Annotated in this window: 12 protein-coding genes; 2 read left to right on the plus strand and 10 right to left on the minus strand. The window is 49.7% G+C overall.

Going from position 1 to position 14005, the window contains the following annotated elements; genetic code table 11:
- The 6 genes from KJS69_RS14850 to KJS69_RS14875 form a co-directional block, all read right to left on the minus strand.
- On the minus strand, positions 1-714 hold the full coding sequence (locus KJS69_RS14850) for an ABC transporter permease (RefSeq protein WP_213584563.1): 714 nt from the start codon (positions 712-714) through the stop codon (positions 1-3).
- Positions 711-1625: an ABC transporter ATP-binding protein gene (locus KJS69_RS14855; protein WP_213584564.1), complete on the minus strand. Its 915-nt coding sequence runs from the start codon at positions 1623-1625 to the stop codon at positions 711-713. Before KJS69_RS14855 ends, KJS69_RS14850 begins: the two co-directional genes overlap by 4 nt.
- Before the next feature lie 70 nt (positions 1626-1695).
- On the minus strand, positions 1696-3060 hold the full coding sequence (locus tag KJS69_RS14860; RefSeq protein ID WP_249730536.1) for a HAMP domain-containing sensor histidine kinase: 1365 nt from the start codon (positions 3058-3060) through the stop codon (positions 1696-1698).
- Positions 3057-3731, minus strand: coding sequence for a response regulator transcription factor (locus tag KJS69_RS14865; RefSeq protein WP_213584565.1), 675 nt, complete (start codon positions 3729-3731; stop codon positions 3057-3059). Before KJS69_RS14865 ends, KJS69_RS14860 begins: the two co-directional genes overlap by 4 nt.
- A 160-nt stretch (positions 3732-3891) precedes the next feature.
- Positions 3892-6030: a DNA topoisomerase 3 gene (locus tag KJS69_RS14870; protein WP_213584566.1), complete on the minus strand. Its 2139-nt coding sequence runs from the start codon at positions 6028-6030 to the stop codon at positions 3892-3894.
- Positions 6031-6240: 210 nt separating this feature from the next.
- Entirely contained in the window at positions 6241-7380 is a 1140-nt protein-coding gene (locus tag KJS69_RS14875) for a THUMP domain-containing class I SAM-dependent RNA methyltransferase (protein ID WP_374706645.1), read from the minus strand.
- Between the two features lie 128 nt (positions 7381-7508).
- Here KJS69_RS14875 and KJS69_RS14880 point away from each other — a divergent pair, with 128 nt between their 5' ends.
- Positions 7509-8144: an O-methyltransferase gene (locus KJS69_RS14880; protein ID WP_213584567.1), complete on the plus strand. Its 636-nt coding sequence runs from the start codon at positions 7509-7511 to the stop codon at positions 8142-8144.
- Positions 8145-8687: 543 nt separating this feature from the next.
- On the opposite strand, the gene KJS69_RS14885 is transcribed toward KJS69_RS14880, so the two are convergent.
- Positions 8688-9902 carry an MFS transporter gene (locus KJS69_RS14885; RefSeq protein WP_213584568.1) on the minus strand — a complete coding sequence of 405 codons (1215 nt, stop codon included), beginning with the start codon at positions 9900-9902 and terminating at the stop codon, positions 8688-8690.
- A 155-nt stretch (positions 9903-10057) separates the two neighbouring features.
- On the opposite strand from KJS69_RS14885, the gene KJS69_RS14890 reads away from it, so the two are divergent.
- On the plus strand, positions 10058-11107 hold the full coding sequence (locus KJS69_RS14890; protein ID WP_213584569.1) for a spore coat protein: 1050 nt from the start codon (positions 10058-10060) through the stop codon (positions 11105-11107).
- An 83-nt stretch (positions 11108-11190) separates the two neighbouring features.
- On the opposite strand, the gene KJS69_RS14895 is transcribed toward KJS69_RS14890, so the two are convergent.
- The 3 genes from KJS69_RS14895 to KJS69_RS14905 are packed head-to-tail and all read right to left on the minus strand — an operon-like array spanning position 11191 to position 13772.
- On the minus strand, positions 11191-12162 hold the full coding sequence (locus KJS69_RS14895) for an ABC transporter ATP-binding protein (RefSeq protein WP_213584570.1): 972 nt from the start codon (positions 12160-12162) through the stop codon (positions 11191-11193).
- A 45-nt stretch (positions 12163-12207) separates the two neighbouring features.
- Complete coding sequence (locus KJS69_RS14900) at positions 12208-12999, minus strand: ABC transporter permease (protein WP_213584571.1); 792 nt, start codon at positions 12997-12999, stop codon at positions 12208-12210.
- The gene (locus KJS69_RS14905; protein WP_213584572.1) at positions 12996-13772 is read right to left on the minus strand and encodes an ABC transporter permease; all 777 of its coding nucleotides are present in this window, start codon (positions 13770-13772) and stop codon (positions 12996-12998) included. Before KJS69_RS14905 ends, KJS69_RS14900 begins: the two co-directional genes overlap by 4 nt.
- Positions 13773-14005 lie beyond the last annotated feature (233 nt).

Consider the following 14005-nt stretch of genomic DNA (forward strand, 5'->3'; position numbering starts at 1 on the left):
TCAGTTCACATCCCGTCTTGTAAAATGGAATAAGCCAAGAAGAAAGATAACCAGCCCGAAGGCCAAGCCCGCCGCAACGGAATATTCCGGGATGTTCGCTTCATTGACCAGCGTAGGCAGCTTCCATATAAACCAATCCGGAAATTTAAGGGCCCATGGAGAGAGGATCGCTCCGACAATTCCGATAGTCAGCGGTAAGGCCTGATTTTTCATAATGACCGATAACCATAGCTGCAGTGCTAAAACCGGAAGCGCAGCGATACACGGATAGAAGCTAAGCTTGATAATTTCCAGGAAAGGAATATCCGTTCCGAATTTCAGGGCGATCCCGAGCCCTAGAGTTCCTATTCCGAGCGCAGTACAGGAAACTAACAACAGAACGGCACACAGCGTGAATTTCGCGCTAAAGACGGAAATCCGGGAAAGCGGCAGCGCCAGCAGCTGCTTCCATGAACTCAACTGGTGCTCTATATTGGCGATCATCGAGGCCAAAATGGTCATTCCGAGAAATATCGTAATCGGAATCAAGAAATGAATATTGCTGAGTAACCCTCCCCATAGGTCAGAAGCATATATTTTAGTTAAATAATCATATCGCAGGCCGAAGTTTGCCGCTTGTAGAGCGATTACCCCGAAGGGACCGAGGAAGATCAGAAACCAGATCGCTTTTCGGCGGATTTTGAGAAAATCGGCCGCCAGAAGACGCGTCATCATAAACTGCTCCCCTCTCCGACGATTTCCAGGAAAATATCTTCGAGAGATTTTTTTTGTTCTTCTACCCGATAAATCGAATGACGGGCGTGGACGAGCATTTCTACGACCCCGGCTACTTTGTCTTCCGGTAGTTCATCGAGGAGCAGCGATGTCCCATGTAATTCGGCGTAACACCCGGTGGAGGCGACAACTCTCAGCGCCAGATCGGGATTTGAAACGGCGATGCGGATTTTGCTTTTGGTCCGTTTACGAAGGCTATCGATCGTATCTTCGAACATCATCGATCCGTTGCGAATAATGCCGACCCGGTTGGCCATTTGCTCCACTTCGCTAAGCAGATGGCTGGAAACCAACACGGTAATTCCATGCTGCTTGGGCATATTTTTAATTAATTCGCGGATTTCAAGAATTCCCGCCGGGTCCAGCCCGTTCGTCGGCTCGTCCAGAATAAGCAGTTCCGGGTTACCCAGCAAAGCTGCCGCTATCCCGAGCCGCTGCTTCATACCAAGCGAGAAGCCCTTGACCGCTCGCTTCGCTTCTTTATCCAGACGGACGATGGCAAGGACTTCATCGATCCGTGACTTCGGGGCATCAAGGATGCGGCGGATCGCTTCCAGATTCTCGTAAGCCGTCAAATGCCCGTAATACGAAGGATACTCGACCAAGGATCCGACTTTGCGGAGAATGGCCAATTTTTCTTTGCGCAAGTCTTTGCCAAAAATACGAATAGATCCTTGGGAAGGCTTGATTAATCCAAGCAGCATGCGGATGGTGGTTGTTTTGCCCGCTCCGTTCGGTCCCAGAAAGCCGTAAATGTCTCCCTTTTTTATTTGCAGGCTGACCTGGTCTACAGCTTTGTGCAATCGATATTGTTTAGACAGGTTGTACGTTTGGATAACAAATTCACTCACTTTGCTCACCTCAGCATTCATTGTAGCTGCCGAAGGTTAAAACAAAGCATGGCTGTTGTTTAAATTTAGTTTAAAATGTTTTCGGGAACAAATAGACGGCCGTGCCCTTCGATGAACTAATGATTTCCCAATTCAAGTCCATCTCTTTGATCATTAGTGAGACGATAGTGAGGCCGATTCCCGCCCCCTTGTCATCGGTATGAGCTTTGATCCCAGGACCTTTATCCTCAATCGCGATAGCCATTTTCCCGTTTCTTTCTACTGTGCGCACACAGACATAGCGTCCCGTTCCCGCGTGACGGATAACATTCTGAAATAAATTATCCAATATCCGCACGAACCATTGCGGGTCTATTCTCCATTTCATTGCTTTTTCGGGCAGATGGACATTGACCTCGATGTTGTCTTTCTCAAATACCGGATACCACATGGCGATGGAGGTTCGAGTTAGTCGGATAACATCGGTTTCCTTCATTTCCAGCGGATATTTTCCTGCGGACAGCAGCGTATAGGACATAAGATTTTCAATCAATTGTGCCAAATACTCCACCTTCGTCTCGATCAGGGTCAGCGACTGCTTGCCGGGTTCCGTTAAGGACTCCTTATGCAGAGAATAAGCATGTCCGCGAATAGTAGTTAGAGGGGTGCGGATATCATGAGACAAGTTGGCAATAAGCTGCTTGCGCAGGGCTTCTTCCTCTTGCTCCCGCTTCCTGCTGCTGGTTAACTGATCAATCATATGATTGAATGACTGCTCCAGCTGGCTGATTTCGTCTTTTTTAAGCACCTCGATGCGATGGGGAATGCCGGTTTCATCGGTTACGGTCATAGCCTCCTGAAGCCTAACCAGCCGTTTGCGGATTCTGTAGAAGAACAACCAGGATGCAAACAGGAAGAAAGCTAATATACTAACAATAATCGCTATGAGAAAACGGCTGTCTAACGTGTGCAGAAGCTCTGACCTCATCAGTGAACGAGGAATCTGGATGACCATAAAGCCCTGGTTCGGGTCCTGGCCAATCAATGCGACTACTGTAAACGGATCAGCCTCTATTCCTCTGTTTTGCTTCATAAATTGAACGGTCTCCGATGGCGTCCATCGTTCCGGAATGGTATCTGACTTAGGAAGCGTCAGTTTCGTCTCGCCCGCGGCATTGACCCAAAACATCGAAGCCAGCGGATACTGCTGTTTAAGAGCTTGCAGTTGTTGACTAATCGTATCCTCCGTCTTTTCGCTAAGCTTGGTTGCTTCGTTATGCCACATTTCTTCGATCCTTTGCCCGTTGGCATAAATATTGCGGTTCGCAGCCGGTTCTGTGAAATATTGGGGGGAGAAATAGAGGAGAGTCGCCATCGGCAGGAGAAGCGGCCAAGTGAACAGAGCGATCAGGACGATTAGCAAATATCGGACTAAGAGAGAATGGCGGAATTTCACGATCTCACCCTGTAGCCGATCCCGCGAATCGTCTCAATGATTTTCGGATTCCCCGGGTCCTCTTCAATTTTTTCGCGCAGATAGCGAATATGCACCATTAATGTTTTATCCCCTTCCATGTAGGGCTCTCCCCAGACCGCTTCAAAAATTTGTTCCTTGGTCATAATTTGATTAGCATGGCGCAATAAATACATGAAGATTTGAAATTGCTTCCCGGTTAAAATAATTTCATTTTCGGTTCGTTGATCGACTAACCGGTTTTCCTCGGGATACACATGGAGGTGGCCAAGTGTCAGGCACGAGCCGATCGTTGGGCCAAATCGCCGAAGCAATACTTCGATCCTTGCCGCCAGCTCATCCGGGTGGAACGGCTTCGTCACATAATCGTCTGCAAATACAAGCCCCTGCAGCTTGTCCTCGATCGAGGTCCGCGCCGAAATCATCAGAATAGGCGTTTGCGGATAATCCTTCTTCAGCCGCTGCCCGACAGAAAAGCCATCCAGGCCGGGAAGCATCACATCCAGCAGCACGAGATCACTGTCTGACATGTGCTCACCCGCGCGGTCGCCGGAAGTCAGCCAAGTTACACGGTAGCCTCGCTCTGTTAAATTATCGCTCACCCATTGACCAATTTCCGGATCGTCTTCAATATATAAAAGGTTTTTTCGCATCCTGTGTCCAATCCTTTCACGTTAAATCTGATGAAATTATATCATGTTTGAATGGAAGGAGCAGAGGGGAGAAGAGGGAGGAGTATCGGAATAACAAAAAAACCCGCTTTCGTCTTCTTAGGACATAAGCGGGGGATTCAAACATGCCGGTTAGGCAAGGCTATTTCTCCGACTTTTTTTGGAGGGCTGCTTTTAATGCATCCCCAAGACTGTTCGATAACGATTCGTTGTCACTGTATTTTTCTATCAGCTTGCGATCCATCCGCTTCGCGGCCTTGCCTCCGCTGTCACTTAACGCTTCTACGATGTTACAACGACGGCATTGGACGTATTTGCCCGATTTCCCATCGTGAATTTCCATCTTCTTATGGCATTGCGGACAGCGCTTGTTGATAAGCTGCGGTTCCGCTGCCCGTCTGTAGCCGCATTCTCTTTGCGGGCAGACCAGCATTTTGCCGCGCTTCGTCTTTCTTTCCTCCATATTATGCCCGCATTCCGGACATTTCTTATGGGTCAAATTATGCGGCTTATATTCGACCGTACTTCTTTTCACTTCGCTTACCATTTGCGTTGTCTGTTTGCGTATGTTTTCAAGGAAGCGTTCCATCTGTCCTTGGCCTTTGGCGATTCGCTCCAGCTCTATTTCCCATTGAGCCGTCAGCTCGGGCGAACGTAATTGTTCGGAAGCCAGCTCGATTAACTGCCAGCCTTTTCCTGTCGGGACGAGACTGCTGCCCTGGCGTTCGATCGTATCCGTATTCAGCAGCTTCTCAATGATGTCCGCGCGGGTAGCTGGCGTTCCCAGGTTGTGCTTCTCCATTTGCGTAAGCAAACCGGCTTCTGTGTATCGGGCCGGCGGTTTGGTCAAACGGCTTGTTTCCCGGCAATGCTTGACAGTTACCGTGCCTTGCGGCTTCAAGGACGGAAGCAGTTGGGTAGACGGTTCGTCGGTTGAGGAATCGTTATCCGCATCCTCCTCGTTGAAGTCGTTCGCTCCGTAGACTTCCTTCCAGCCGACCTCTCTCATTTGCTTTCCAGTCGCCCAGAACGTCTCTCCCTCGACTTCAATTTGCACTGTCGTCTGGTCATAGCGGCAGGCGGGGTAGAAGAGCGCCAGAAACCGGCGGACGATCAGATCATAGAGCTTGCGTTCTTCGTTGGACAGGTTATTCAGCAGCACCGGCTCTTCGGTCGGGATAATCGCATGATGGTCGCTTACTTTACTGTCATCTACAATCCTTTTCGTTACAGGAAGAGGCTTCTGCAGCAAAAGGCGTGCCATTGGAGCATAAGGACCAACGGCTACGCTTTGGACTCGGCCTTTTAAGGTGGGCACCATGTCCTGAGTCAAGTATCTTGAATCGGTTCGTGGGTAAGTGACCAATTTATGCTGCTCGTATAGACGCTGCAGAACGCTGGATGTCTGCTTCGCGGAAAACCCGTAACGCTTGTTGGCGTCCCGCTGCAGCTCTGTCAAATCATAGGCCAGCGGCTGCGGAATCGTTTTTTCCGATTTTTTGATATGTGCAATCTTTCCGTTGCGGCCTTTGACCTTGTCGCGAATCGCTTCGGCCTGAGCCCGGTCAAAAATTCGCGGCTCCCCTGAACCCGGCTTTCTCCACTGGCCCTGAAAGCTGCCAAAATCGGCCTGGACCGTCCAATATTCAACGGGCTGGAATTTACGGATTTCGTTCTCGCGCTGAATGATGGTCGCGAGGGTGGGCGTCTGAACTCGTCCAGCCGCCAATTGGGCATTGTACTTGCTGGTGAGCGCCCGGGTAATGTTGAGGCCGATCAGCCAGTCCGCCTCGGATCTACAAACCGCCGATTGATACAGGCGATTGTAATTCGAGCCCGGCTTCAGTTGGGCGAAGCCGTCCTTGATCGCCCGGTCGGTTTGGGAGGAAATCCACAGCCGTTTGAACGGCTTTTTCCAGCGGATCATTTCCATAATCCAGCGGGCAACCAGTTCTCCTTCTCTCCCTGCATCGGTGGCGATGACCAGTTCTTTCAAATCATTTCTCTTGCTGAGCCGCTCGATTGCTTTATATTGATGAGACGTTTCTTTAATGATCTTCAATTTCATTTTGGAAGGAATAATAGGGAGATCTTCCAGCTTCCAGGTAGCAAATTTGGAGTCGTAATCCTCCGGCTCGGCTAACGTAATAAGGTGGCCCAAAGCCCAGGTAACGACATATTGAGGGCCTTCGTAATGGGATTTATGCTTCTGGCGGGCACCGAGCACGCGGGCTATTTCTTTGGCCACGCTTGGCTTTTCCGCGAGTACTAACGTTTTCATATTTAATAATCTCCTTGAACGCTTGTTTCGTATTTCGGCATAATCAACTTCGCTCTGTTAGCCCATTGTATCAAAAGCGATCAACCGGGGACAAGGCGGCTTCATAAAAGGACGAGCGGCGTGAGCGGTACTTACACGCTCACGCCGTCTACTTTAGTGTGGGGTCAAGCCACCCTTTTATTAGCCTTATCCTCTCCGTAATGAATCCCTTCACTGTTCTTTCGGTTTACGAGGGGGGAGCGGGCCGAAGTATTGAAACAGCGTACATTCAATCCGGCCGTTAAACAGCTTGCGGCGTTTAGTTGGTGCTTTGCTCCAATAATGCTCCAACTGCTTGGTCGGACTGAGGACAAACGCCGACCAGCTTTCCAGCGTATCAAAGATGGAGCCTAGCTGACGGAGCGTTTTTTCTGCAGCGGAGCGGTCTCCTAATCTTTCACCGTAAGGAGGGTTGGTGATGAAACACCCGTAGTCTCCTGAGGGGCGGATTTTAGCTACAGGAACAACCTCAAAGCGAATTTCTTTGCCCAGCCCTGCGCTTTTGGCCGAAGCTTTGGCCACTTCAATAGCGGCGGGATCGATATCCGATCCGCTAATTTGCAGCGGTACATCATCGCGGACCAAATCGTATGCTTCATCCCGCGCTTGCTGCCACACATTATCCGGCAGACTCGGCCAGTGCTCGGATGGAAATGAGCGTCGGATTCCCGGCGCAATATTCCATCCGAGCAGGGCTGCCTCAACCGGGATGGTGCCGGAGCCGCAGAAAGGATCGTACAGCGGCCGCTCCGGTTTCCATCGGCTTAACAGAATCATCGCTGCGGCCAGCGTCTCCTTGAGCGGCGCTTCGGTGACCAGCTTCCGATACCCCCGCTTATGAAGACTGGGGCCGGTCGTATCTATTGTCAAAGTGGCTACATCGTTCAATAAAGACACCTCTATGACAAATCGAGGCCCCGTTTCTTCGAACCACTCCTTGCGGTGGCGCTGCTTCATTTTTTCGACAACCGCTTTTTTAACGATTCCTTGGCAGGCGGGAACGCTCGAAAGCTGTGATTTGTGCGAGCGGCCTTCAACCGGAAATTCGCCGTTGGCTGGAATCCAGTCAGGCAAGTCCAACGCCTTCGTCCCCTCAAACAGCTCATCAAATGTCGTTGCCTTGAATTCTCCCATGTTGATCAAGATCCGATCGGCCGTACGCAGCCACAAATTGGCCCGGCATATGGCCAGTTCATCTCCCCGGAACCTGATCCTTCCATTCTCAACCATCATATCTTCATATCCAAGCTCTTTCAGTTCCCGGGCGACAATGGATTCCAAGCCCATTGGACAGGTTGCGATCAATTCGATCTCGTCCACCTCATTTACGATGCATTTCTAATGTATTGTTCTTGTTAGAAAAAAACCATACAATATTTAAGTATAGGCTAATCTAGCCATGGAGACAAATGCGGTTAAAGGAAAAGGAGGAAGGACGAATGAGTCAATCGAATGAAGAGCGGTATGCGGAATCTTTGCTAGCCGAAGATGCGGATTTGCAAAGGGTCATGGAGGGAATCCGCCAGCACGATATGCCCGAAATTTCTATTGCTCCCGGGTACGGCAAACTGCTTACATTGCTGGTTCGAATGACGGGGGCACACCGTATTCTTGAAATCGGTGCGTTGGGCGGATACAGCGGGATCTGCCTGGCCCGAGGGCTCAGTGAGGAAGGAAAGCTGACCTCGCTGGAGCTTAAACCGGAGTATGCCGAATTGGCCAAGCATCATCTGACGGAAGCCGGACTGGGAAATAAAGTAGAGTACCGGATCGGAGAAGCGCTCGTTTCCCTGGAGCAGCTGGCAGCGGAGGGACGCATCTTCGATTTCTTCTTTATTGACGCGGATAAAGGGAATTATCCGGCTTATCTGGAGTGGGCGATAAAGCTGGCCAGTCCGGGGGCGATCATCGTCGGTGATAATGCGTTCATGCGGGGAAAAACGATTAATCCGGAGCAAAAGGGGAACTCCGTCCGAATGATCAGACAATTTAATGAACAGATGACATCCGATGAACGACTCGAAGGAGTTCTCCTCCCAGCTTATGACGGCATGGCGATAGCCAGGGTAAAATAGCAGAGACCCTGGTTATCAGTAAAGGATCAGATATCCTTATAAGCTTATTGCTCCAGTCTTCCTTGAATTGAAGGTGGCGCTGGCAGAGTGCGGGGAACTTCCAGCGCCACTTCTCCAAAATAGAGCTAAGGTTGCACAACCGGCTGTAGTTTATAAGGCTTTATCTCAAGCAGCGTTCCATGGTCCGGGACCGGCGCCGGTTGAATCAAGCTGATATAGAACAATAATAATTCGGCGCAAAGAAAGGCCATGAAGATTCTTTTTACGTTTATCTTCATTATGTGGTTACCCCTTCCTATCCCTTTATAAATTCTCTTACTTACATAGACAGATTTAAAATCGATTTCGTTTCATAATTTCACAAAAACATTTAAAATTTTTTTGAAAAAATAGGAATTGTCATTAAATCGTCAAATTTTACCTGTTTTAGCTCGGGGAATTTGGATAAGCTAACTGGTTTTTGTACAGCCGTTGGAAACATCAGGGCGGAGAAAAAGGCCCCCTTGTGACGAGGATTTCCTCGCTCGAAGGGGGCTTAGCTTATTAGCCAGAGTCGCTCTCGGCGGTTTTCTCTTTTCCAATCAAAGTCTTTCGTACCCAGAGAACGTTCAGCAGGAGCAGAACGGCAGAGATGATAAAAACCCCGCGGATGGTGATAGTGGCGGTTAGAACACCGCCGGTAATCGGCCCGATCAGATTGCCTAGACTTAATGTGCTCGTATTAAAGCTGTAAGCACGGCTTTCCATGCCGTCGGGAGTATATTGACGGATAAGGGCATTAACAGAGGGAAGTAATCCGCCCATAAAAATTCCTAGAAAAAACCGTGAAACTAATAGCTGCCATACATTCGTTACCAATGCCTGTGGAATACAGGCAATCGCAGAGCCGATGAGGCAAATGCTCAATATTTTCTCCGAGCCTAGCCGATCTCCCCAACGACCGAGAATAGGAGAAGAGATCATATTGGAGAAGCCGTTGACCGAACCGACCATACCGGCCAGAAAGGCCAGCATTTCTGTCCGACCGTACAATTCCTGGACATACAGCGGCATTTGCGGCATCGGGCCGAGCAGTGCGAACTGGATGAGGAAGGTGACGCAGAAGAGAGCGGGAAGCTGAGGGATTTTTCCTAATTGTTTGAGTCCTGTCAATATGGAAATTTTGGGCTGAATCCTGGCTTCCGCTTTGTTGAAATCTTCTTTCAGAAGAAGGGCGGCCAGCAGGGAGGCAAAGAATAATAAAGCTCCCGTAATATAAAAAATAGGACGATACCCCATCGATGACGCCATCAATCCTCCGAGCAAAGGCCCTAGAATCGTTCCCGCCATACCGCCGGATTGCACCATTCCCATAGCAAAACCAATTCTATCTTTCGGAGTGTTTGCTGATACAAGAGCTATTGCAGCAGGGACAAATCCAGAAATCGTTCCGTTCAGCAATCTTAACAGCAGCAAGTGCCAAGCGCTCTGGGCAAATCCCATCAAAGTCATAACAATAGCCATTCCGAAACCGGAGCGGAGCAGCATCATTTTTCGCCCGTAACGGTCCGCCAATCCTCCCCAGATCGGCTGGAAAAAGAAGGAGGTCACGAAGTTCCCGGCAAATATGATCCCCGCCCAAAAAGAAAGCTGTCCCGGATCCGACATTCCCAATTCTTGGAGATAAAGAGGCAAAAAAGGAATGATCATCGTCATTCCCGCCATAACAAAAAATTGTCCGAACCAAAGGACAAGTAGGTTAATCCGCCATCTTTCCAACAGAAGCCGCCTCTTTTCTGTCCATGCTTTCACTGAATTATAATTATACCAGAAAAGAGTAAATCATATGAAACGTCAAGTCTCGGGGAATGAGCGAGGAATATTGAGGGAATAGTAAGCTCTGGACAAATATCCCTTGAAAAGGAGTGCTCATCATGCCATTTGGCGCACATGAAACAATGGAAGCCCATGAGATGCTGAATGAAAAGGTAAATCTGATCAATCATTTCTCCCTATATGCAGAACAATGTCAGGATCAACGGCTTCGGCAAATGCTTCAGACTCATCTGAACACGGCGATTCGCCATTACGATCAGCTGGTCGCGTATACCCACGATTATTCCGCGGCATCGGGCGGACCGCAGGTCTACGGAATGCCGCCGTCGTCTCCACAGCAAGTCAAATACGGGCTGCATCAGCCCATGCCGCAAATTCCGCAAATGCAGGGGCGTCTGAACGATAGTCAAATTCTGTTAGCCATGCTGTCTTTTCATAAACAGTCGGCCAAGTCACAAATGGCGGCATCCTTGGAATGCGCGGACCCCAATCTGCGTCAGATGCTTGTAGATGGGGCGGTGACTTGCTCGAATCAGGCTTATGAAGTTTTCCTGTTCATGAATGAGCAGGGACAATATCAGGTACCGACCATCCATGATCATACTGCCAAAACTTTCCTGCACAGCTACAAGCCGATGGAAATGGGCGGGTATCCAGGCCAACCGGCGGGTGCCACACTTTCGAGCGAATACAGCTCGTACAATCCCTATAATCAGCCGGGCATGTCGGCTAATTCCAGCATGTATTCATCGTCGTTCCAGTCAAACCAGACCAACCATTCAACCCCCGGTTCAGGGATGAGCCGTTATGGGCAAAATAGCAGTGGAATGGGCTTCCAGTCCATGACTGCTGGGGGATCTGCTGCGAGGTCAACCGGTTCGATATCGGAACAGGGGTATTCTTCGATGACCTCAAGAGCGGCGTCAGGGGCAGGAGCTTCCATGACTTCAGGAGCCATGACTTCGGGATCGTCTGCGATCTCCGGTTCGTCTTCGGGGACGGCTCCATCCTCTTCTTCGTCTGCAGTTGGAGCTTCCGCAGCCGGGGGCGGGGCGTCTTCGGCAGCGCAGCACAACGGTTCTGCCATGAGCTCTATATCATCGGCAAGCCTCTCCGAAACGGAGGATTCCGCAGGAAACCAAAGTTAGCTTTTAAGATGAAATTAAGAATCATAGGCTCCCTCTTCGCTCGATGCGAAGTGAGGGAGCCTATTTTTTGACCACAAGTATAATTAATAAACCCTATGGATGACTTCTTCAAAATCCGGCTCTTCCATATGAACATCGTCGACTTCTCCCCAATGATTCAGAATCCGGAGGACGTCCATGGCGGTCGTTTCCTGCCGATTACATTGCACCGTAAGGGATGATCCTTCCCGCTCGACGATAGTAAAGGGCAAGTCAGCATCGGGGTCGTTCTGTTTATAAGAACGGCGATAGCTTACTTTAATGATAGTAGGAAGCCCGATTCGCTCGCGGAGCTCCTGAATACTCCCATTATAGGCGATCGTTCCGTGATTGATCACGATCACTCGCTGGCAGAGCTGTTCAATATCGTCCATATCATGAGTGGTGAGCAGAATGGTCTTGTTCAGTTCCCGATTAATTTTCGCCAGAAATTGCCGTATATTGCGTTTGGCAATGACATCGAGTCCGATGGTCGGTTCATCCAGAAATAGGATATCCGGGTCATGGAGCATGGAAGCCGCCAGATCGGCCCGCATTCTTTGCCCCAGGGACAGCTTGCGGACGGGGGTGGCGATAAACTCATCCAGCCCGAGGATTTCCCTTAACGGGGCAAGTCGGGATTCTTTAAGCCGGTGATCGATTTTATACATGGCCGCCAGGATTTCGAAAGAGTCTTTTACCGGAAGGTCCCACCATAGCTGCGTCCGCTGTCCGAAAACAACTCCCAAATGGCGGACGACTTCTCTGCGGTGCTTTTGCGGGCTCAGCCCGAAAATCCTCACTTCTCCAGAAGAAGGATGAAGGATGCCGGTCAGCATTTTGATCGTTGTTGATTTGCCTGCTCCGTTCGGGCCGATATATCCGATGAAATCTCCTCTGTCCACCTGGAAGCTGATGTCCTTCACGGCGAATTTTTCGATGGACTCCCGGGATAACAGACTGCGGATGCCTTGAAAGCGGCCTTCCTTAACGACAGGAATTTTGAAGCTTTTACTGATCCTCTCTACCTCAATCATGGTCATGCCCCTTCCGTGTTGATTTCTTCTTCAGTTCTCAAGTTTCTAGCTGCCGGTGCTCTGGTATTTGGATAGCCCTACTCGCCACAAGCGGAGGCCGAGCCATAGAAACAAGGCCGCGAGTGAGGTCGTCAGAATCAACAGCCATGGCCCGAATTGTCCCCTCAGAATATACAAGGCGGGGACATAGTTGACCAGACCGACCGGCAGAATCGACACAAGGAGGAGCTGCAGCCATTTTGGATAGAGCAGGAGAGGGTAACGGGCAGCTGTATGCGTAGCATCTTCTGTGATGTTCTGCAAGTCGCGGACCCGGGTAATCCAGAAGCCGGAAGTAGCCGATACCAGGCCGATGGTAAATAAGACGACCGCCCCGCTCACGATGATAACAATAGTCAGGGGAATGGCCGTAAGGGTCATTTGACCGGAAGCCATCAATCCTTGGATACAAATAATCAGGATAATAGAGCCTTGCAGAAATTCCCCAAGCAGAATCGTAAAGTTCTGCGTCATTAACGCCAGCAGAATGGGAATGGGACGGATCAGCAACTGGTCGAGCTCTCCGTTAACAAGATAGCGCTCAATATGATGCACATCGCTCGCCAGACTCCGATAGATGGAGCGGGACAGGATGAGAACCGAATACAAATATCCGACCTCATATAAGCTCCAGCCTTTAATATGGCCGAACTTGCTCAGCAGGATCGCAATCAGCAGAAATTCTACGATGTTGATAAAAGCGGCCATAACCGAGGAGAAAATAAAGTTAAACTTGTACTGCATCCGGCTGCGAATGCTGGCCCGGATAAGAATCCCGTATAGCTTGAGCATGCTCATCCTCCCTGCACCTCCAATTTGCGCCGGACGATGGCGGTCGCTCCGAAACAAAGCGCGGTTAATGTCCCGCACCAGAGGACCGATCCGAGCAGAACGGAACCGCTGTCATACTCCAAATAAATGCGGGTTGGATAATACTGAAGATAGGGATAGAAGGAGTAGCGGCTGATGGCTTGCAGCCAGCCGGGAAGCCACTCGATCGGAATCAGGAAGCCCGACAATAAAGTCGAGAGAGCATGATTAACCCAGGAGAACCAGCGGGATTCCGTCGTCCATAGGGCACATACCCCTATTAAATACTGGATACAAATCGATATGTAAGCGGCGAATATAATGGCCATGGCGGTCATCAGCCACGTGATGATCCGGTCGGGCAGCTGCATAGAAAGCAGTACCGTATAAACCAAATAGATCGGGAAGGCTTTGTAGACAAAAAGATAGCCGATTTGTCCCCATTCCCGCGACATCATCATATAGAAGAGATGAACCGGTCTCATCATATCGATGGAGATTTGGCCGCTTCTTACACTGGCTTCCAACCCCAATCCATTGGTGACAAAAACAGTGAGAGACAGAATCGTTTGATTGAAGGCGACGTAACTGATCATGCCGGAAACCCCGTATTCTCCCAGGGTCTGGTTCTCTCCTATCCCGATCCAGATCGAAACATAAATAAAGCCAAAAATAGCGCTGGCAAACGTATTCAACGCATGAGAACCCCGATATTGCAGATTGCGGGCATAGGCTTTGCGAGCCAGTACATGAAACAGCATATGGACCTCCTGTTCATTGATTTGCTTTCTTGCTTGTCCGGGCAGGGACTCTGGATCAAGAACGGCTCTGAATGTATGGCTTCGGGATGTGTCTGTGGATAGGTTTTGTAAGAAAAGCAAAAAGAAACGCGCACCAAAAATGAGCGCAAGTCCATAAAGTCCGCCACTTAGCGGAACGCAAGAAAGGAATGCACAACATCCAATTAATTATGAAGGGTGGAAAAAGGTAAAGT

Source organism: Paenibacillus sp. J2TS4 (assembly GCF_018403245.1).
GTDB lineage: Bacteria > Bacillota > Bacilli > Paenibacillales > NBRC-103111 > Paenibacillus_L.